Here is a 20,887-nt window from a genome sequence, read left to right as displayed (position 1 = left end):
GGCCACTTCCAGCCGCTGCGCCAGGGAATGGCTCCAGCCAAAGCCCAACCCGCTATCCACCTCCACGGCACTGGTGCGATACAGCCGCGTCCAGGCAAATGGCAATACGCCCTGCAACTCGCCATCGGTCAGGGTCAGCAGTTCTTCGCCGGTGACCATGGACACCGGGCAGCCATGGGTCGCGGTGTTATCGGCGCTGGCGCTGGCCGCGCCGTTGGGGTTTTTCGCGGAGGAGGGGGCGTCGTCCACCGCCTCAAGTTGCTTGAGCGTGGTATTGCGCCGTGCCCCCCAGTGCATCTGCAGGCCACCTTTTTGTAAGCCGCCGACGACGCCGCGCACGGCCACCGCCTTGTAGCGATCCACCGCCGCCGTAAAACGCTTGAGGATGTCGAACACGCCTTTGACGAAGCCCACCGCAAGCTCAACCACCTGCGCTCCATACTTCGCCAGCCGCAGCCCCAGATACGCGATCCCGGCACCTTGCAGGGCAATGGTCAGCACCAGCGCAATCAGCAAATCAATGAGCAGCGACACGGCAAACCCGGCAATCACCTCGGCGGTTTTCCCCGCCACCTGGCTGGGCGGCAACGCCGACAGCCAGATCATCGCCGTGCGCAGCATCAGGTACAGCGCCGCCTCGTCGCTGGCCAGCAACATCGCCTGTTCCATCACCTGGGGCGCCTCACGCGCCAGGGCCGCCAACTCGGCGGCCTGGGTGCCGAGGCGTTCGATGTGCTTGGCCGGGTCCTTGAGGATGTCCTGCACCAGCGACACGCTGTCCCACACTCCGGAAATGGCTGACCAGGTCCCGGCCAATATCCCACTGCCAATGGCGCTCGCGCTGGAGGCCTGCCAGTGCGGTTTGAACCCACTCCACTCCTTGCGCAGCCAGGCTTCCAGCTCAGCGGTCAAACCGTCGTAGGACGCAAACAGCGCCTCGACCTGCGCCGGCGACACCCCGCCCTGCACACGCACCTGATAGCGCCCGCCGGCCACGCAGTGATGGGAGGCCTGACCCTGTTCATCCAGTTGGATAAACGTGGAACTGCCGTCATCCAGGCCAATCACCTGCACCTGGAGATTGCCCAGCGGCACGTCATACACCGACTCGAACTTGCTCTCGATCTTCAGCTCACCGCCTGCCGGGCACACGGCAACACTGGAAGCAAAGTCGCTGTCGGTCATGCTCACCGACATTTGGGAATCCCCGACCCGCAGCACCCGCTCCATGCCCAGTAACGCCGGCAAGTCCGCGGCATGGCTGGCTTTATCCAGGGCCTGCGCGTACCAGCTGGTGACCTGCTGGCGATATACCGCCAGGCTCTGGTGAAAGCCATTCAGCTCGTATTCGATCAGGTCGATGGGCGATGAATCAGGGGCAGGGGCTGGCATCCATGACGTCTCTGCAAAAGAAAGGCGTCGGAGAATGCCGCAGGAAAAGGGCGGTTGGAGGTGTGGTCTGTTAAATCAGAATGGGCTTACGTGCAGGGAGAATTTACTGGGTGGAATCGCCGCTTGAGCCCACATCAAACGGCGATGTTGCTGACTGGCAAAAGCCGTTTTCAGTCATACAGCCAAGGCTTCAGCTCTTGCAGGTTTTTCACCACAATCTGCTGGGCCTCGGGTTTGGGGTCCAGGTTCTTTGGATCGATCTGGTAGCGCTGTAGGACATATTTCACCAACGCCTGGCGGCTGGGGATCACCAACTGCCCATCGAGCATGCCGAAATCCGCCTCGATGATTGCCCGCTGCATCGCCGCCAGGCGCTGGTCCGGGGTGATCACCAAGTCCACGGCGGTCTGCCACACGTGGTCTTCGCCGATCGGGTTATCGGACTTGCCCAGTAACTCCGGTTCCCCGCGCAGGCGGCTGAGCACAAAGTCGCGGTACTTGCCGTTCTTCTCGCAGTAGGCCCGCACATGCCAACGCATGCCGGTGTACACCAGGGTGTGCGGCGCGATCAGGCGCACCTCGGGCTCCGGGTTGGCCAGGGACACGTACTCGGTTTCCAGGCGTAACCCTTCGCGACAGGCCTTGAGCAGCGGGCGCAGGATTTGTGGGCGGATGCTGCGGTCCGGCACTTCCAGCACTTTGGTATGGGCATAGGCCAGCGCCAGCCCTTCGATGTGCGGCGCGCGTTCGTTGTTTTGGTACAGCAGGTGCAAATAGGCGCTGGCGCTGTCGTCGATAAAGCGCGGCTTGAAGTGTTTGCTCGGGATGTAGCCCTTGAGCTGCTTGTCATATGTCAAGTTTCGGGGCGCATGTTCGGTGATGTAGGTGTTGATGTCTTTCGAGGCCTGCTGGCGACTGATGCCGAAGCTCTGGATCAAGTGCCCCGTGGTCAGGCGGCCTTCCCACCACGCGACGGTCTCGATTAAACGATAGCGAAGTGCCAGGTCCCAGCGGACCTGCTCGACGGATTGTTTGCGTTTCATGACCCCTCCCATGTGTGCGATTACTTTACCTGTATCTGTCTACAGTATGGACCTGTAATAAAACACGACATATCTTGCGGCTGTCTTCGAGATCACTCGAACTCACTAAAAGGAAGCAGGACATGGGGATGTCGGAGCTTGTTTCGACAAGCGCACTGGTGCTCATTGGCGTGATTTTGCTGGTGCTGTTGATGCAGTACCTGCGCCTGCGGGAAATCTGGACCTTCGTGGCTGGCTGCCGCACGGCAGCACGCTGGGCCAAGATCCGCGAGATGGAAAACCGTGAACTCAAGCGCGCCTTGCGGGCGGAGCGGGCACGGGTCCAGGAGTTGAAGGTCAAGCTGGAGCTGTCTTGAAGGGTGATCGGGATAGTGGCCTAGTGCTATTCTGCCGCGCAACCTCCGGGGGCCAGGCGTGATGACGCTGAAAAAAATCAGAAAGGGAGATAGGGATATGTCGTTGTTGGAGTTCTTGCAGGCCCACAAGTATTCGAGTTCGGGGCGGGTCCATGTTGCACCCAATATCCCGAAGAAACTCTTGAGCAACGCCCTTTCTGCCTATGGCCTGACCGTGGACCCCAGCGAAGTGGTGGTGCTGATTGACGACACCATGTTCGCCAGCGGCAAGGACGGCTGCCTGATCGGCCAGCAATACCTGGCCATCCGCGAGAGCTTCAGTGATGCCGTGGCCTATGCCTACGACGAGGTAGACGCCCTGGAACTCAAGGGCAGCAAACTCTTCCTCAACAAGCGTCAGGCGATTGCCTTCAACATGCCGGACAAAGACGATCTGCACGATTGCTTTTCCCTGGTGCAGGAATGGCTGCGGACCCGGGGCGGCGAGCAGTCGGCCCCGCAGGCCAAGCCTGCGGCGGTAAAAGCCTCGGCCGGTAACCAGGAGCTGTCGGCGGAGCAGGTGGATTCCATTGTGCAAATGACCCTCAGCCTGGCCGAACGGTTGGGGCTGGAGCGTGTGTATGTGCGCCCGCATATCCCGCAGAAAAAACTGTCGGCGGCATTGGAGTCCTACGGCGCCAACATGAGCGCAGACGAAGTGCTGGTGCTGATTGACGACACCCTGTTCGGCGGCGCCAAGGAAGGCGTGTTGATGGGCGAGAGCAAGCTGGCGGTGAAGATGGTCTTTGACACGCCACGCTTGTTTTTCTGGCGCCATCTGGATTCGTTGGCGGTGGAAAAACGCGACCTGTTCGTCAACTCGCGCAAGGTCGGAACCTTTACCCAGGTGGGTGAGAAAGAGCTGGGTGAGTTCTTCTCGGTGATCAACGAGGCACTGAGGGATGCCCGCCGTGGGTTGGCCGCTCAGCCGCTGGTGGCAGTGGCGCAGCCTGCCGTCGCGGTGCTCGCGCCCAAGCCCGAAGCCGAGCCCGCGCTGGTAGAGCCGGTTGCCGAAGAAATCCTCGCCTTGGCGGTGATCGAAGAGACTTCTTCTGACGACCCGCAGAAAAAAGTCAGCGGCAAGGACAAGCTCTTGGGCTACGTTGCCGTGGCCATCGAGCAGAACAAATCGAAGATCCTGCCGTTCATCAAGGACAAGACCGGCGAAGCGTCCCTGGCGGCCCTGCGCGATGACAGCAATGTCGAAAAGCTCGGCGGGTTTATCTACGCCTTCCTGCCCGGTGTTGTGCGCCTGGCCCTCAAGGAAGAGACCTTCGTACGTTTTGTGCTCGACAACCGCAACAAGCTCCTCGACAAACTGCTGGCCGGTGAAGCCGAGCGGGTCGCGGCGTTGCAAGACATCACCCCGGCGGCGCAACTGGCACCGGCCTATCACGCCGAACTCGATGACCTGCTGATGGACGACGAACCGGTGGTGCAACCGGGGCAGCGGGCGATTGAAAAGATGCAGGCCATCCTTGCCGACCTGAAACAGGAACAGCGTGACGATCCGGATTCAGCTGTGATCTGGCAGTTGCCGATCAACTACCTGGGGGCGGTGATTCCCAAGGCGAAAAAGCTGATCGGCTGCCCGGATGAAGAGATTGAAGAGCAGATTTTCTACGTGATGGCCTTTATGTACGGCTTCTCTTTTCACAAGATTCCCGAATCGATCCGCCAGCAGGATGGCCTGCTCGAGGGCTTCCTGACCGGGTTCCTGATGGTGTGCGAGAACTATCAGGAACGCAGTCCCCACAGCAAGGTCAGGCCGGAAGACGACCAGATGCTGATGGCAATGGCCATGGCCAAAATGGCCACCAAGCAGCAGCTCAACGAGATGGTCAGGAAGCTGTTGGATGAGCACAAGGGCGGCGCCAAACCTGGCGACTTTGAAGTCGACGACATCATGTTGCTGCTGCGTGAGGCCAATGGGTTTGCCCAGCAGTGGGTCGACAACCTGACGCGGGAGATCATCGCCGAAGAGCGCGCCCTGCAAAACAAATGGGGCGATCTGCTGAACTAGCTGTTGCGCGCAGTGCCAGTTTCCACCAGCCGTGCAAACTGGCACTGACCCTGGGCCTGCTCCAGGCTGCCCTCAAACGCCACCAGCCCTGCATGCACCTGTTGCAGGGCTTCGATCTGCGTCATCAACTCGCGCTTCTTTTGCGCTATCGCCTGGTTGGCGCGCTGCCACGGCAGCTCATCGCCATGATGCCCGTGCAGAATCTCCTGCAACTCCTTGAGCTTGAAACCCAGCTGTTGCGCGCACTTGATAAACGTCAGCAGCTCCACGCTCTGCGCCGAGTAAACCCGATACCGCCCCTCGCGTTGTGGCGGTGGCAGCAAGCCGATGTCCTCATAGTGACGAATGGCCTTGATTGTCGTACCTGACAGCTGCGCGGCTTTACCGATGTACATGCAGATCCTTTCCTAAAAGAGTGTGCCGGCCTTTTTCAGCCACTTGTCGCGCTGCGCTGCGGTAGAGCCCAGCACAGGCCCGAACATTAAGGTCTTGGTCGGCTTAATGCCGCAAAACTCAAGGGTGGTCTTGCGCATCTGGTGCACGCCGGGCGCGCGGTAGAACCAGCGGTAATACCACGGCGGCGTATCCAGGGCCACCAGCAGGTGAGCGGTTCGGCCTTGTAGCAGCTTGTCGGGGAACGCTTTGCCCTTGCGGTATTTGAAGGCGAAGCCGGCAAGGAAAATCCGCTCGATGAACCCCTTCAACAAGGCCGGAACACCGCCCCACCAGATGGGGAACACGAACGTCAGATGTGTCGCCCACAGAATGTCGGATTGGGCGCCGAGCAAGTCGGGCTCCAGGGGTTGGGCCTGGTGATAGGCATGGTGCAGGATCGGGTCGAAAACCAGCTCGCCAAGGCGCAGGATGCGCACCTCATGGCCGGCGTTTCGGGCCGACTGCAGGTAGGTCTCGGCGAGGGCCGAACAGAAGCTGGTGCTCGAGGAATGGCCAAGGATGACCAGGGTGCGCTGAACCACGGGGGAAGTCCTGAAGGGAGTGATGTTCAGCGTAGGGTCTGCCGTATAGGGGAGAGTCAAGGCCCGCGACAAAAAAGCCTGCGGTTCAAGGCAGGCTTGGCGCTGTTGCTCCCATCAGTCCGGGAGGCTGGAAAGTGGCGACAGGATCTCGTTCCACACCTTGTCCCGCAGATGGGGCAGTTGGCTCTTCTCCAGTTCGGTCAGCCCGTAGCCATCCGGGTTCTCCAGCACATCGAAGAACTTGACGATGCGGCAGTTGAAACGCTTGTCATCCAATCTTTCGTTAACGATGTAGATAGGCAGTGCCTTGACGTTGAACAGGCGAGTAACCCCCAGGAATTTCCCGATGCTGAATTTGAGGGTGTAGGCCAGTTTTGAGTTACGGCTTTCGGGGTGGTAACTGACGAAGTCGCCGAACGCGTAGATCACCAGCGCATCCTGCTTGCCAGGGCGCGGGATAAGTTCTGCGGGCTGGCTGACATGGGCATGGTTGCCGAGGATCGTGTCTACACCGCAGGCAATCACCTTGCGTGCGGCTTCCACGATATTGACGTGGGGGTACATCTCGAACTCCCAGCCCCAGTGGCAGTAGGCGATGATCCAGTCCGCACCCTTGGCTTTGGCGCGGGCGACCTGTTCTTCGATCAGTGAGTAGTCGGGCGCCGGGTTTACATCGTTGAAGCGCACCACGTTGGCCAGGTACGCCTTGTCAGGCGATGGGTCGCGGCCATTGAGGTCAAAGGTATAGGCCAGCAGGGCAACCTTGATGCCGTTTTTCTCCACCACCACCACTTCATCCTGCTCGGCCTGGCTGGCGGCAGTGCCGGCATAGTAGGCGCCGGATTTTTTCAGTACATCGAGGGTGGCGAGTACGCCTTGTTCACCCCAGTCCAGGGCGTGATTGGTCGCGGTACTGAAGAAGTTGATGTTCGCCTCATCACGGAACTTGCGGAACATCGCCTCGGAGGTGTTCATCTTGGCCGGTTGCCCTTTGTCCTGATAGCGTCCCAGTTCACTGTCCCGGTCAACGGTCGATTCCAGGTTGGCGCTGACGATGTCTGCGGTGCTGTAGAAGTCCGTGATGTCATCGAACAGGTGCGGTGTGTTCTCCGGGGTCAGGACATCGACCGCCAGCAGGTCTCCGGCACATGACACCGAGACCGAGCGCAAAGGCGGGTAGCCGAAGCCAGGGTCCAGCGGCGATTGATTGAGGTTGAAGAAGTTGAACGCCTGCGACTCAAACAGCTCCTCCAGCCCTGAGCCTTTCTCGGCCACCTCAAGTTGATTGAACCAGTAGCGATAAAGCCACTTGAGTTTTTGGAAGGGCTTGCCCGAGATGTCGTACACCCCGGTTTCTGCCTGCGGGTAGTGGAATTGCTCATAGAAAACGTAGCTGGCCAGCAGGACCGCGAGCCGGGTCAGGCCGCGCAGGTCAATGTGCTTGAGAGCAGGGGGGATGATCCCGAACGGCGGGCCGTTGATGAGGTCATCGAAGGTGACGCCCGCGCTCAACGTGGCAGGGTCGGCCAGGATTGGCTGGATCGCGGCAAATACCTTTTGCGGGCCCTCCTGGGCCACCCAGCCGAACAGCACCCGGGCGTTTTCCTGCTCCTGGGGGCTGAGCGTCTCGGTCATCTGCAGTTCGCCAGTGGCTACCTGGCTGAGTGTGGCGACGACCTGATCCTGATGCTGGTCGAGTCGGGCCTGGATCTTTTGCATGACCTCTTTTAACGCTTGCACCAAATAGGCACTCATCATGAACATCCTCTGTGGTTTGAGTGGGTACCCCACCGATAGTGGGCATTTTTGTCATTCAAGGCGCGTGGCAAGACCGCGCAGGGTCAGCGCCGTCACTTCGCGGGCTTGTTCCAGTACCTGGCGTTTCCAGCGCTCGGTATCGATGTAGAAAGCATCGCGCAACTGGCGCTTGATCTGCACTCGCCGGGCGTGTGCCGTATCCGGATGGGTGTGCAGCCAGTGATCGGCACGTAGGGCCGCCAGCACCCGTGGCCCCGGCTGTGTGCCGTACTCCAGGGTCAAACCGTTGTATTGCGCGTGGGGGCATTCCTCCATCACGGCCAGGTCCAGGGTGCCGTTGAGCATGGCCGACGAGGAGGTTCCGTCTGCGCTGGTCGTGACCTGCGCGCCCCACCAGCTTCGCGCCCGTGCAATATCGCCGGGGTGGTTGAGCCCTTTGTAGATCCGCTCACCCACGCCACACGGACCTAGCCCCGTGTGCACATCGATCCAGCCGATGCGCCGACAGTGGTTGCCCAGGCGACGGATAATCTGGCGCAGTTGCTGATTGCTCCAGGTTGGTGAGGTGCCCGCGAAAAACAGGCCATCCGCGTGGCTGTGTTGGCCGCGGGTAATGGCTGACTGCAAGGCTTTGCTGCCATGGCGCAGGGCGTATCCGGCCAGGCCCAACGTGCTGAGCAGGGTCGGTGGTTGCCGTCGCGGCAGCAGCAGTGGGGCAAGGGCGTGGTAGTCAGGGTTGTCGGGCAGCGGTTGCGCGAAGTCAATGAAGTTACGGTTGAGGTCGACATTGTCTTCGTTGACCCGGCGCAGCCAGGAGAAGCCGTAGGGGTTGATCGCATGCAGGTACAGCACCGCCAGGTCCTGGCGCTGGCCGTGTTGCATCCACTCGCGGTTGCGCAGGTGATCGACCTGCACGGCCGAGCCGCAGAAACCTTCCACGCCATGCACACCGCTGCTCAGAACCAGCAGGTTGGTGGCCGTGGGCGAGCCTGCAAGCGCCACATCCAGGGCCAGTTCCTCGCCATCGCTGCCCGGTAACGGGTGAGGATGGGATTGGACCTCCAGGCCGGCGCTGGCGCAGGCCTGGAGGAATTTTTGCCGAGCTTCGGCGTAGCTTTGTGAAAAGCAGGATAAGTCCATCGGGTGTTCCCTATTGGCAGTCGTGCTGGGCGCTGCGCGCAGCGATCAAGGTGGTGGGGCCGCCGCTGCGCAGCTTATGCCGGGCTGATGGCCGCAGAACCAGCGCCGGGAATGCTGGCCGTGAGTGCGCGGCGACTGCGTTCCGGGTCGATCAGCGCCAGCCCAAGCAGGCTGAACACCAGCAGGGCAATACCAAACAGGCCGATGGCCAGTTCGAAGCCACTCACCAGGTCGCCGTTCTGCCAGCCGATGGCTTGCCCGACCAGCACGGGCGCGAGCATGCCGGCGGTGGTCAGCAGGGCGATATGGATCGCCAGCATGCTCCCGCGTTGGCGAGCCGGGGCGATGTGGGCAACGATGCTGAAACCGAAAGCCGACAGCAGGTTGAGGAGAATGCTGCCGAGCAGGAAAAAGCCCAGGGTCACGGTCAGGCTGGTGTTGGTAAAACCCATCAGGATGTAGGTCACGGCGGCGACCAGGCAAGCGAGCAGGGGCGGCACGACCATCGCCTTGCGGATGCTGGCGCCGCGTTTCATTGCGCGTTGCGCCAGGCTGGAAACCAGCAGGTTGATAAAGATCACCCCCAGTGTGGTGGCCAGCACCAGGTAGCCCGATTGCATCGGCGTCATGCCCAGGCCTCTTTGCAGGTAGGTGGGCAACCAACTGTAGAGCAAGGCATTGGGCAGGTAGCTGCAGAACGCAACCAAGGTAATGCAGACAAACGTGCGGTTGAGCAACAGCCGCTTGTAGGGCAGCGTAGGCAGCAGGTCGCCCTGGGTGTCGCGTGTATCGTCATGCTGGCCTTCGCGGCCATATCGTTGCCACAGCAGCAGCCACACCAGGCCGACACCGGCCAGCAGCACATAGCCCGTGCGCCAGCCGTACTGCTCGATCAACTTGGGCAGCGCCACGGCGCCGGCAATCGCACCGAGCATGATCGCAACCTGAATCAGCGCCGCCGGCAGCACCCGCTCGCGGCTGGTGTACCACTTGAAGCAGGCGTGTTGGGTCACCGCCGTGCCCGGTCCGCAACCGGCGCCGAGCAGGACGCGGCTGGCCAACAGGGTAAAGAAACTGGTGGACAGGGCCGCGAGCAATTGTGCGGTCATCCACACCAGGGCCATGCCGGAGAGAATCCAGCGGCTCGGCATGCGGTTGGCAAGAAAACCCACCAGCACCCCCGAGATCGAATAGAGAAAAAAGAACGCGCTGCTGATAAAGCCGAACTGCGCTGGCGTGAGCTTTAACTCATCAATGATCTGCGGGCCGGCGAAGGCGAAAATGGTCTTGTCCAGCACGCTGATAATCACCACTGTCATCAGCAGGGCAACTACGAGCGGGCGTCGGCTATCGGTCAATGAACGCATGGAAATGGCCTTGTTTTAAGGGGAGTGCTAGAAGCGAATGCCGACACTGGCCTCTAACAGGCTGCGATCTGCCACCAGGTTGTAATCGCCGCCACCGGTGTTCAGGTAGCTCAGATCGAAGGTGTAAGTGCTTTTGTAATCGCCGCGCACACCGAGTATTTGTGCGTAGCGGCCTTCGGAAAATACCCCGTCATAGGCATGACCCTTGATGTCGTAGACCAGTGTCAGCGACGGCGTCACGTCCAGCCCGGGCAACACATTCCTGTAGTTGATTTCGCCTTTGACGCGGGTGCCCCAGGCAAACGGCGTGATAAACCCGTCATCCGCGCACCTGGCCGCCGGGCCTGTGCACTTCGCGGCTTTACCGTAGGGCGCGCTGCCGAAACCGGGGCGACCATAACGGATCTGCTCGGTGTCGGGCAGGTCGTGTACGTATTTCAATCCGGCTTCTGCGGACAGCTTCATCGCGCCGCCCAACACCTGGCCAAAAGGGTGGCTGGCGCCCAGATTCAACTGGCTGACGTGGAAGCGGTCGTAGCCGCTTGCCAGGTAGCCCGTCGGGGTTTTGGACAGGTAGCCCAGGGGCCCGCTGCCGGCGAGCAGCCCGGCAATAAAGTCGGCGCCGTTCCACGCAATCGGTTGATTGGGGCGGTAACTGTATTCGGCATAAATCCCGGTGCCGCCCGGTAGCCGCGTCTTGAAGTTGAGGGCATACAGGCGAATGCGGGTTGGATAGGCGCGCTGATAATAAGCCGCCACGCCGGTTGGCGTTGCCTGCCCCACGTTCGCGGCCGGTGGCGTCAGTACGCCAGGGCCGGTGCGCACCACTTGGGTCAGCGCTTCGCGGCTACTGTAGTCAGCGAAATACAAACCGAACAACCCGACGTCCTTCCACAAATACTGCAGGCTGGCGCCGAATTGATTGTTGCCTGGGCGATGGTCCGGGCCGCGGGCCACGTAGTCCAGGGGGTTGTTGAGGGCCTGGCCATCGCTGGTGTAGATCGGCCGTCCGGCTATCGCGCTCATCACGCTGCCATTAAGGATGAATTGGTTGCAGCCCGGTTGGGCGTAGTCGCTGGTCGACAGAAATGTGCCGCAGCCAGAGTAGGCACTGGGGCGCAATTCAAACTGGTTGAACGCATCCACCGACAGGTTCTCGGTCAGGGCCAGCTTGGCGTACAGGGTCGGCATTGGCACGGTGCGGGCCTCGGCAATCGAGGTGGCCCGGCGTGCCGCCGCCCAGTCAAACGCGTTCACCGCCTGCAGGCCACCGCTGATGGTGGTCGGAGTGACCCACGGGATCGCCTGGTCGCCCAGGCGCACCAGCAGGTCATGCCCGGCAGGCTGGAAGTTGCCGTAGACGTAGGCATCGTTGAACAGCGCATTGGAGAAGCGCGCCAGGGAATCGAACCCCGAGTCACTGAGTGGTTCTCCCGAACGATAGCCGTTGGGGACGCTGCCGTGGTCGACGTCCTGGTGTTTCTGGGTGTAGTCGTACCAACCCTTTGCGCTGACGAAAACCCCGAGGTTGCGGTGGCTCAGATCGGCTTGCAGGTAGGCTTCGGCAGACGTAGAAACCGCATCGCCGCGCTTGTAGTTGAGGTTGCCGTCGTTGAACAGGTTCATACCGTGTTCGGCGCTGGTCAGGCGGTGGCTTGGGTCGTCCATGCGTCGTACCGTGCCCAGGGCCAGGGCGCCTTTGACCTGCAGGCGCGTGTCTTCATGTTGCCATTGCATGCCGTTACCCAGCCCTGACTTGAGGTCACTGAACACCAGCTCCCCTGCGCTGACTGGAGCGCTGATACCCGCACTGAGCAAGGTCGTGGCCAACCCTGCAGCCACTGGCTTGCCGGTACTTCCCCAGGCGTTTCTTATTGTTGTTTTCACTGACTGATACCCTTGTTTTTTTTCTTGCTGAGGCCAGGTGTTTTTCAGTCTAGCGTTGAAGCGATTGCGGTAATACGGCGAATACCGACAGCAATAGAGCCAATATCGCCAAGAAAAAACCAGGGATCTGCTGAGCTTTGTCGAGGGGGCAAGCCTCATCGCCACAAGTCAGCGCAGTGCCAGGGCTGGTTTTTATGAGGCGTAGGGCTAATATCGCCAACCATAAATCCAATATCGCCAGGTAAGCCCATGAATGTCCGCGTCGATTTATTGCATGGCCCGCACAATCTCGCTGGCACGCTGTTTAGCGTTATCGACACGCTGCGCACCTTCAACAACCTCTGGCAGCTGCGCAACCCGGATAAGCGCGGGGCGTTTTTCCACTGGCGCTTGATCGATGCGGCGGGCAATGAACTGCCACTTCCGGACTGGCTGTCGGAAATGCGCCCGCCCAGCCCCGGCCGCAAAACCTTGCGGCCCTCGCAGACGGTCCTGTTTGTGCCTGGCGTGCAGATGAAAAGCGTGCCGGACCTGAACCAGGTTCTTGCTCAATGCACCGACGAGTTGAACTGCATTGCGCGGTATCACGCCCAAGGGCGTGTGGTGGCTGCCAGTTTTAACGGCGCCGTGCTGCTTGCGCGTGCAGGGGTACTGGATGGCCGGCGCGCAACCGTCACCTGGATGATTGCCAATTGGTTTGCGTCCGCCTTTCCTAACGTGCAATTGGCGATGGAAGGCCCGGTAGTAGTCGACGGGCCGGTATTCACCGCCGGAGCCCCTGCGGCGGTCTGCGACCTGATGGTGGAATTGATCCGTCACTTCGCCGGCGAAGAAATGGCCCAGATCGCCACCAACGGCCTGCTTTACCACCCGATGCGTTTTGAGCATTCCAGCCTGAACTTCCCCGGCATCTCGGTAAAAACCCGCGACAGCGTCGTGTTCCGCGCCAAGCAATGGCTGCAGCAGCATATTCAGACACCCTACAGCCTGGACGCGGTAGCCGAGGCCGCGACCGCCAGCCCGCGGACCTTGCTGCGGCACTTCAAAGAGGTGGAAGGCATGACGCCCCTGGACTACCTGCACCGCCTGCGGGTTGAACGGGCCAAGCAATTGCTGGAAGTGACCTTGATCGATCTGACGGAAGTCATGGAGTACTGCGGTTATCAGGACGCCAGTGCGTTTCGCCGCCTGTTTTTGCGCACTACGGGGCTGACGCCTTCAGAGTATCGGCGGCGCTACACCATGCGCATATCCAGCCGGCGGTGGCGGGCGGACGAGGCGGGGGAGGATTTGATTGAGGGGTTGGGGCTCGACCGCCTTTAATCTGCGCTGTCAGCTGGCGCGGTGAGTCTGCCGATACTCGCCCGGCGGCATGCCGGTGCGGCTCTTGAAGGTGCGGTGGAACGAGCGCGGTTCGGTAAAGCCCAAATATTGGGCGATGTCCTGGATCGGCAGGTCGCTGTGCAGCAGGTAGTGCTCGGCCAGTTCCTGGCGCAAGTCGTCGAGGATCTGCTGGTAGGACGTGCCGGCCTGCTGCAACTGGCGTTGCAAGGTACGCACCGACATGGCGAACTGCTCGGCCACCTGTTCCTTGCGCGGCAGGCCTTCCTTGAGCAACTGGCGCAGGGCGTTTTTCACCCTTAGCGCCAGGGTCGAGTCGTCCAGCGTGGCCATCAGGGCCAGGGCGTGTTCTTCCAGGGTCCGCAGCAGTTGCGCATCGGCCTGGCGCAGGGGTGTTTGCAGGTAGCTCAACGGCGCTACCAGGGCCGAGCAGGGTTGCTCGAAGAGCACCGGGCAACCGAAGAAGTCCTCGTATTGGCTCAGTTGCGCGCCGTCCGGCAAAGGGTGTTCGAGCAGCACCTGGCTGGGCGACAGTTCGGCGTCGGCGATCCAGCGTGCATACACCAGCCAGGACGCCAGCACGTTCTCGACCATATGCCGACGGATTCGTGGCTGCTGGTGGCGGCAGTTCCAAATCAGCCGCACCTGCTCACCGACCATCTCCGCGCGGCTGGTGCCCATGTCGCCCACCAGTTTTTCGAACGGCATGATGCGGTTCATCGCCTCGCCCAGGGTGGCGCAGTTCATGGTGATGTAACCCAGCACGCTCCACGAGTTGGGCAACACGAAACGTGCCGAGTTGAGCCCGAACAGCAGGTCCCCGGAGTGCTCGCAGAAATACTCCAGCAGGCGTTCGTGGACGTGCACGGGCAGGCGCAGGCTGTTGTCGTCCAGTTGGCCGGCAGTGATCCCGGCCGCCGCCAGGGCGGGGGCGGTCGCTACGCCGAGTTGTTCGGCATGGCGCAGATATTTCAGCAGAGGAGGGACTGAGGTCGAGCCGAGTGTCTGCATGATCGGGTTCCTGGCGGGGGTGTTGCCGGCGGCATTACCTTGCGCGCTTCGATGGCTGGCAAGGTAATTTGAAACCGTGGCTAAAGTAAATGCTCCCGTGGCGACATCGGGTAATGGACCGATTGACCCAATTGGCTACTCCATTTGTCCTGATGCGACCGTGACAGCTTGCGCCGGCTGATTAGTATGGGTGGACTGAAAATCACACGATCTGCTGGGAGAAACACGCATGCGACGCTGGAACGGCTGGGGCGAAGAAACCACGCAGATGGAGATGCCGGCCCATGGGGCGGCGTTTTTGCGCGAGCGACTGGGCGAGGGTCACACCCTGCCTGACGCCAGCCTGGACAGCGCCCTGGCCAGGGTTCCCGCCTCGCGCCTGGCGCCCCATCCGCTTTACAGCATCGAACCCCGTGACCGCCTGATGCATGCCCGGGGCCAGAGCTTGCCGGACTGGCTGGCCCTGCGTGAGGGGACGTTGGGCCAGTATCCGGATGGGGTGGCCCTGCCGGAAAGCGTCGAGCAGATCCGCCAGTTGCTGGCCCTGGCCGACAGTGCCGACCTGTGCCTGATTCCCTATGGCGGTGGCACCTCGGTGGCCGGGCATATCAACCCGCCGGCGTCCTTGCGCCCGGTGCTGACGGTGTCCCTGGCCCATATGAATCGCCTGCTCGGCCTGGACGAGCAAAGCCTGCTCGCCACCTTCGGCCCTGGTGCCAGTGGCCCCCAGGTGGAGAGCCAGCTGCGGGCCAAAGGCTACACCCTGGGGCACTTCCCGCAGTCCTGGGAACTGTCGACCCTGGGCGGCTGGGTCGCCAGTCGCTCCAGCGGCCAGCAATCGCTGCGCTATGGGCGGATCGAGCAACTGTTCGCCGGCGGCACCCTGGAAACGTTCGCCGGGCCCCTGGCGATCCCGAGCTTCCCGGCGTCGGCCGCCGGCCCCGACCTGCGGGAAGTGGTGCTGGGCAGTGAAGGACGTTTCGGCATCATTTCCGAGGTCAAGGTGCGGGTCAGCGCCTTGCCCGAGGATGAACGCTTCTATGGCGTGTTCCTGCCGGACTGGCCCCGGGCCCTGCAGGCCATTCGGCAACTGGTGCAGGCACGGGTGCCGCTGTCGATGCTGCGCCTGTCCAATGCCATGGAAACCCAGACTCAGCTGGCGCTGGCCGGCCACCCCAACCAGATCGCCTGGCTGGAGCGCTACCTGGCGCTGCGTGGCGCTGGCGAGGGCAAGTGCCTGCTGACCTTCGGTGTCACCGGCAATCGTCGGCAGAATGCCCTGTCGTTGCGCCAGGCCCGCCAGCATCTGAAGGCCTTTGGCGGCGTGTTCACCGGCACCTTGCTGGGCAAGAAATGGCAACAGAACCGCTTTCGCTTCCCCTACCTGCGGGAGAACCTCTGGCAGGCCGGCTACGTGGTCGACACCCTGGAGACCGCGACCGACTGGTGCCATGTCGACGCCTTGCTGCACGCGATCGAGGCCAGCCTGCGCGATTGCCTGGCGGCCGAGGGCGAGCGGGTCCATGTGTTCACCCACCTGTCCCATGTCTATGGCGAAGGGTCGAGCATCTACACCAGCTACGTGTTCCGCCCGGCGGCGGACTACCCGGCTACCCTCGAACGCTGGAAGGCCCTGAAGCAGGCGGCCAGCCGCACCATCGTCGAAAACCACGGCACCATCAGCCACCAGCATGGCGTGGGCAAGGACCACGCGCCCTACCTGCCGAGGGAAAAGGGCGAATTGGCGATGGCAGCGCTGCACAGCCTGAGCCGGCATTTTGATCCGGCCGGGCGCCTCAACCCCGGCACGCTGCTGGAAGACTAGGCCCATGAGCAATGACTGGAATGCCCAATGGCGCGAGGCCGTGCTGCCGCAACTGGCGAGTGAAACCTGGGACCTGATCGTGATCGGCGGCGGCATCAGCGGCGCCGGGATCCTGCGCGAGGCGGCCCGGCGCGGCTGGCGCTGCCTGCTGCTGGAGCAGCGGGATTTTGCCTGGGGCACCTCCAGCCGCTCGTCGAAAATGGTCCATGGTGGCCTGCGCTACATCGCCAAGGGCCAGTGGCGCCTGGCCCGTGATTCGGTGCGCGAGCGCCAACGCTTGATGGGCGAAGCGCCGGGGTTGGTGGACCCCATGAGTTTCCTGATGCCGCACTATCGCGGCGGGTTCCCCGGGCCGCGGGTATTCGGCGGTTTGCTGCGCCTGTATGACGCCCTGGCCGGTTGTCGCAGCCGGCAGTTCCACAAGCCTGAGCAACTGCGTTATCTGGCACCGGGCTTGAAGGAGCCGGGGCTGCTGGGGGCTTCGCAGTTTCGCGATGCGCTGACCGACGATGCGCGGCTGGTCATGCGCGTGCTGGCCGAGGCCCGTGCCGATGGCGCTTGGGCGCTCAATGGCCTGCGGGTGCGCCAGGTGTTGCGCGACGGCGAGCGAGTGTGTGGGGTCGAGGTCGAGGACACTGAGGGCGGCGCGGTTATGCACGTGCGCTGCGCGGTGCTGGCGGTGGCCACTGGTGCCTGGGCTGAGCGCCTGCAACCGGGCGGCGGGCAGCGCCAGTTGCGGCCCTTGCGTGGCAGCCATCTGTTGTTGCCGGGCTGGCGCTTGCCGGTGGCCCATGCCTTCAGTTTCATGCACCGGCGCGACGGCCGCCCGGTGTTTGTCTTTCCGTGGGAAGGGGCCACGGTGGTGGGCACCACAGACCTGGATCACCGCGAGGATCTGGACCTTGGTGCGAGCATCACCTTTGATGAACTCGACTACCTGCTGGAAGCCTGCGCCCAGCCATTTCCCCAGGCCCAAGTGACGGCGGCGGACGTGCTGTGCACCTGGTCCGGGGTGCGTCCGGTGGTGGGCGCCGCCGACTCCCAGGCCAAGCCATCGAATGAAACCCGCGAGCACGTGCTGTGGCAGGAACCCGGCTGCGTGACCTTGGCGGGAGGCAAGCTGACCACCTTCCGGCCCCAGGCCATTGAGGTGTTGCGGGCCTGTGCCGGGATGCTCGGCAAACCCCTGGAAGATGACGGCGCGCCGGTGTTCCAGGCCATACCGTTGCAGGCGATCCCCGGGCTGAGCGACACCGGCGTGCGGCGCCTGGCCGGGCGTCATGGCCGCGATTTGCCGCGCCTGGCCAGTCTGATCAACAGCCTGGGCAGTGATTGTGTGGGTGCCAGCGATACCCTCTGGGCGGAGCTGGCGTTTGCCTCCGAGACCGAGATGGTTTTGCACCTGGACGACCTGCTGCTGCGGCGCACGCGCCTCGGCCTGCTACTGGCCGAAGGCGCTGCCCACTACCTGGCGGACATCCGTCGGCTATGCCAGCCTCGCCTGGGTTGGGACGACACGCGCTGGGAACAGGAACAGCAGCGCTACCTGCAACTCTGGCAACGCCATCACAGCGTCCCTTGCGCCTCGATCTGAAGAGTGCCTCATGAAAAAAGAGAGCTTCGTGGATAACAACACCCCCGGCAAAGACTATGTGCTGGCGATCGACAACGGCACCCAGAGTGTTCGTGCGCTGTTGTTCGACTTGCAGGGCAACCTGTTGGGCAAAGGCAAGGTCGAGTTGCAGGCCTACTATTCCAGCCAGCCCGGCTGGGCCGAGCAGGACCCGGACTATTACTGGCGCAAACTGGGGGAGGCCTGCCAGCAGTTGTGGGCGCAGACCGGCATCGATCGCAGTCTGATCCGTGGCGTATCCCTGACCACTCAGCGCGGCACCTTGATCAATGTCGATGCCCAGGGCCAGGCGCTGCGGCCGGCCATCCTTTGGCTCGACCAGCGCCAGTGCGAGCCGGAGGGCGGGATCAAGGGGCCCTGGGGTTGGCTGTTCAAACTGGTGGGGGCCGAGGCCACGGTGGACTACTTCCGCGCCCAGGCCGAGGCCAATTGGATCGCCCAGCATCAGCCGGATATCTGGGCTGCCACTGACAAGTTCCTGTTGCTCTCGGGGTTTCTCAGCCATCGCCTGACCGGGCGTTTTGTCGACTCGGTGGGCTGTTGCGTGGGCTACTTGCCCTTCGACTTCAAGCATCTGCGCTGGGCCGCCCCCCGGGACTGGAAGTGGCAGGCCCTGGCGGTGCGTGCGGAACAACTGCCGAGCCTGTACAAACCGGGGGAAGAGCTGGGCCGCATCACCGCCGAGGCCAGCCGCCATACCGGGATCCCGGAAGGGTTGCCACTGATAGCCGCCGGCTCCGACAAGGCCTGCGAGGTGCTTGGTTCCGGCGTGGTGGAAGCGACGACCGCGTGCCTGTCCTATGGCACCACGGCGACCATCACCACCACTCGCTCGCGCTACCTGGAAATTGTCCCGCTGATCCCGCCCTATCCGGCGGCGATCCCCGATCACTACAACTGCGAAGTCATGATCTATCGCGGCTACTGGATGGTCAGTTGGTTCAAAAACGAGTTTGGCCTGCGGGAAATGCAACAGGCCCGCGAGCAGGGCCTGGAGCCGGAACAGTTGTTTGATGCGCTGGTCAACGCTGTGCCACCTGGCTCCATGGGGCTGACCCTGCAACCCTACTGGTCGCCCGGCATCCGCGAGCCGGGGGTGGAGGCCAAGGGGGCGATGATCGGCTTTGGCGATGTGCACACCCGGGCCCATATCTACCGGGCGATTCTTGAGGGCCTGGCCTATGCACTGCGCCAGGGCAAAGAGCGTATCGAGCGCCGTTCGAAACTGTCGATCACGCGCTTGCGCGTGGCCGGTGGCGGCTCCCAGAGCGACGCGGCGATGCAACTGACCGCCGATATCTTTGGCCTGCCCGCCGAGCGTCCCCATGTGTATGAGGCGTCCGGGCTGGGCGCTGGGATCGCCTGTGCCGTGGGGCTTGGGTTGTACGCGGATTTTGATACCGCCATCGCCGCCATGACCCGCACCGCCGAAGTTTTCATGCCTCAACCCGAGGCACAACAGATGTACGACCGTCTGTACCGTGAGGTTTACCTGCGCATGTATCGCCAGCTCAAGCCGCTGTACCAGAGCATCCGCGAGATTACCGGCTACCCGGCGTAGGCCCCCCTGTAGGGGCGAGCTTGCTCGCGAAGAACTTGAGAGCTCCGCGTTTATCCTGCAAGCACGCGTTATCGTTGACGTCCTTCGCGAGCAAGCTCGCTCCTACAGGGGCATTAGACCCCGCTACGTGGCGCTATTGGTGAGTCGTTTTGGCAAGATCGGACAGTGTCGCGGCATACCCGGATTGTTAGGCTGAACGCATCTACAACAAGAGCGTAAAGCCATGAAGTTGCCGTCGTTGCTGCTGTGCCTGGGGCTATGGAGTTTGTCGCCGGGGGTTGGTGCCTGGTCCAATCACAGCGTGGGCAGCTACCTGGCCCTGCAAGATTTGCCCGCGTTGCGCGAGGCGCCCGAGGTGCAGGTCGAGACGCTTGAGCAGTTTCTTTCCCAGCAATACGCTGGCCTGGTGGCCCTGCTGGACGAGCAGGAAAACTTCGCCCGCAGCCACTTTCCCGACTATCCGCCGCGCCCCGATAACCTGCGCCTGGCGCCCCAGCCCGGCGCCGATTTGCGCCGCGACTTCCTCATGGCCCTGCGGGTCAATCCACAGATCCACCTGGCCCAGGTGATCCAGCCCATGCCCGGCGAAGACCTGGCGGGGCGCGCGCAACTCAAGGCGGCCGACGTGATGGTCGAACAAACCCTCTCACCGTGGAATCGCCAGCGCTTTATCCAACTGCAACCGGGGCAGAAGGTCGCGCCGCTGGCGGTGCTGGCGACCGCTGCCGACGAGCCGGACTACGGCCACGATATCAACCTGTTCAGCGATAACCCGGGAGCCGTCGGCGCGTTATATGGCTTTGGCGTGCAGTCGTTTGGCGATGCGCGTTTCCAGTACAGCTCCCAGGCGCCGTTCCATATGGGGTTCTTCCACGAGAGCGCGCTGGTGTATGCCGCTGCGCCGTTCCTGCTGCGCAACTGGCCGGACTGGCGGGCCTACCAGTACTTCGGCCTGGCACGTTTTGCCTTCGCCAATGGCCATCCCTACTGGGGTTATCGCTTCCTCGGCTGGGGCATGCACTACCTGCAGGACCTGACCCAGCCCTATCACGCCACCACGCTGCCGGGCGACGATTTGACCAGCATGCTGCTGATGGAAGGCAAGGCCCTGGCCGGCTATGACAGCGACAAGCGAGCGGCGATCGAACGTGTCGCCACGCGCCACAACGAGGTGGAGCGCTACCAGTTTGCCTGGCTACGTCACCTGCTGCTGACGGGGGCGAGCAACCCGATGCTGGCGGCCTATGCCGACACCCGCCAAGACGGCGATTACCCCGGCTATTCGGCGGACTACCTGCGCCAGGTGGTCAGCGCCGAGGCGGATGCCCAGGCGGTGGCGTTCGACGAGGCCATCGGCCAGTGGCTGGCCACGCCCGGGGCAACCCAGAGCTTCAGTGCCGGCAACCAGTTGCCCGTCGAGCGCTACGACCATGCCCGGCTCAACGAGCAGTTGGTGCAGTTGCTGCGCCACTTTGGCGCCCACAGTCGCAACTACGTCCGGGCCGGCCTCGATCGCCCGGCGCAGTGAAACCAC

15 protein-coding genes and 1 pseudogene are annotated in these 20,887 nt (G+C 62.6%); 7 read left to right on the top strand and 9 right to left on the bottom strand.

What is annotated here, in order from left to right; all coding sequences use genetic code 11:
• A partial coding sequence (locus BHC62_RS19655) for a DUF6531 domain-containing protein (protein WP_256324401.1) occupies nucleotides 1–1,392 on the bottom strand: 1,392 nt, incomplete at its 3' end.
• A 170-nt stretch (nucleotides 1,393–1,562) separates the two neighbouring features.
• On the bottom strand, nucleotides 1,563–2,435 hold the full coding sequence (locus BHC62_RS19650; protein ID WP_029292312.1) for a WYL domain-containing protein: 873 nt from the start codon (nucleotides 2,433–2,435) through the stop codon (nucleotides 1,563–1,565).
• A gap of 122 nt (nucleotides 2,436–2,557) precedes the next feature.
• Between BHC62_RS19650 and BHC62_RS19645 the strand changes: the two genes are divergently transcribed.
• Both BHC62_RS19645 and BHC62_RS19640 read left to right on the top strand, forming a co-directional pair.
• Entirely contained in the window at nucleotides 2,558–2,791 is a 234-nt protein-coding gene (locus tag BHC62_RS19645; RefSeq protein ID WP_029292311.1) for a hypothetical protein, read from the top strand.
• A 97-nt stretch (nucleotides 2,792–2,888) separates the two neighbouring features.
• On the top strand, nucleotides 2,889–4,853 hold the full coding sequence (locus BHC62_RS19640) for a hypothetical protein (protein WP_070995858.1): 1,965 nt from the start codon (nucleotides 2,889–2,891) through the stop codon (nucleotides 4,851–4,853).
• Here BHC62_RS19640 and BHC62_RS19635 read toward each other — a convergent pair.
• From BHC62_RS19635 to BHC62_RS19610, 6 genes and pseudogenes are all read right to left on the bottom strand, one after another.
• Nucleotides 4,850–5,248: a MerR family transcriptional regulator gene (locus BHC62_RS19635; RefSeq protein ID WP_070995857.1), complete on the bottom strand. Its 399-nt coding sequence runs from the start codon at nucleotides 5,246–5,248 to the stop codon at nucleotides 4,850–4,852. The two genes, BHC62_RS19640 and BHC62_RS19635, sit on opposite strands and share 4 nt — an antisense overlap.
• Nucleotides 5,235–5,830 (bottom strand): annotated as a pseudogene (locus tag BHC62_RS19630) (NAD(P)H-dependent oxidoreductase). Before BHC62_RS19630 ends, BHC62_RS19635 begins: the two are co-directional and overlap by 14 nt.
• Nucleotides 5,831–5,944: 114 nt before the next feature.
• Nucleotides 5,945–7,585: a CapA family protein gene (locus tag BHC62_RS19625; protein WP_070995855.1), complete on the bottom strand. Its 1,641-nt coding sequence runs from the start codon at nucleotides 7,583–7,585 to the stop codon at nucleotides 5,945–5,947.
• 54 nt (nucleotides 7,586–7,639) lie between these two features.
• On the bottom strand, nucleotides 7,640–8,728 hold the full coding sequence (locus BHC62_RS19620) for a M14 family metallopeptidase (RefSeq protein ID WP_070995854.1): 1,089 nt from the start codon (nucleotides 8,726–8,728) through the stop codon (nucleotides 7,640–7,642).
• Nucleotides 8,729–8,802: 74 nt separating this feature from the next.
• Nucleotides 8,803–10,095 carry an MFS transporter gene (locus BHC62_RS19615; protein ID WP_029292305.1) on the bottom strand — a complete coding sequence of 431 codons (1,293 nt, stop codon included), beginning with the start codon at nucleotides 10,093–10,095 and terminating at the stop codon, nucleotides 8,803–8,805.
• A gap of 27 nt (nucleotides 10,096–10,122) precedes the next feature.
• Nucleotides 10,123–11,982 carry a DUF1302 domain-containing protein gene (locus BHC62_RS19610; RefSeq protein WP_256324400.1) on the bottom strand — a complete coding sequence of 620 codons (1,860 nt, stop codon included), beginning with the start codon at nucleotides 11,980–11,982 and terminating at the stop codon, nucleotides 10,123–10,125.
• Nucleotides 11,983–12,231: 249 nt separating this feature from the next.
• On the opposite strand from BHC62_RS19610, the gene BHC62_RS19605 reads away from it, so the two are divergent.
• A complete protein-coding gene (locus BHC62_RS19605) occupies nucleotides 12,232–13,305 on the top strand; it encodes a GlxA family transcriptional regulator (protein WP_070995853.1) in 1,074 nt (357 codons plus the stop codon).
• Nucleotides 13,306–13,314: 9 nt separating this feature from the next.
• Here BHC62_RS19605 and BHC62_RS19600 read toward each other — a convergent pair whose 3' ends face one another.
• Nucleotides 13,315–14,334, bottom strand: a complete 1,020-nt coding sequence (locus BHC62_RS19600; protein ID WP_029292302.1) for an AraC family transcriptional regulator — start codon at nucleotides 14,332–14,334, stop codon at nucleotides 13,315–13,317.
• A 229-nt stretch (nucleotides 14,335–14,563) separates the two neighbouring features.
• Between BHC62_RS19600 and BHC62_RS19595 the strand changes: the two genes are divergently transcribed.
• The 4 genes from BHC62_RS19595 (at nucleotide 14,564) to BHC62_RS19580 (ending at nucleotide 20,881) form a co-directional block, all read left to right on the top strand.
• Nucleotides 14,564–16,159, top strand: a complete 1,596-nt coding sequence (locus tag BHC62_RS19595) for an FAD-binding oxidoreductase (protein ID WP_070995852.1) — start codon at nucleotides 14,564–14,566, stop codon at nucleotides 16,157–16,159.
• A gap of 4 nt (nucleotides 16,160–16,163) precedes the next feature.
• The gene (locus BHC62_RS19590) at nucleotides 16,164–17,753 is read left to right on the top strand and encodes a glycerol-3-phosphate dehydrogenase/oxidase (RefSeq protein WP_070995851.1); all 1,590 of its coding nucleotides are present in this window, start codon (nucleotides 16,164–16,166) and stop codon (nucleotides 17,751–17,753) included.
• Between the two features lie 10 nt (nucleotides 17,754–17,763).
• A complete protein-coding gene (locus BHC62_RS19585) occupies nucleotides 17,764–19,353 on the top strand; it encodes an FGGY-family carbohydrate kinase (RefSeq protein WP_050492741.1) in 1,590 nt (529 codons plus the stop codon).
• A 223-nt stretch (nucleotides 19,354–19,576) separates the two neighbouring features.
• Nucleotides 19,577–20,881: a phospholipase gene (locus BHC62_RS19580; RefSeq protein ID WP_070995850.1), complete on the top strand. Its 1,305-nt coding sequence runs from the start codon at nucleotides 19,577–19,579 to the stop codon at nucleotides 20,879–20,881.
• The last annotated feature ends 6 nt before the right edge of the window (nucleotides 20,882–20,887 follow it).

Origin of the sequence: Pseudomonas sp. 06C 126 (genome assembly GCF_001855215.1) — a bacterium.
Lineage (GTDB): Bacteria > Pseudomonadota > Gammaproteobacteria > Pseudomonadales > Pseudomonadaceae > Aquipseudomonas > Aquipseudomonas proteolytica.
This window is presented reverse-complemented; position numbering and strand designations above follow the sequence as displayed.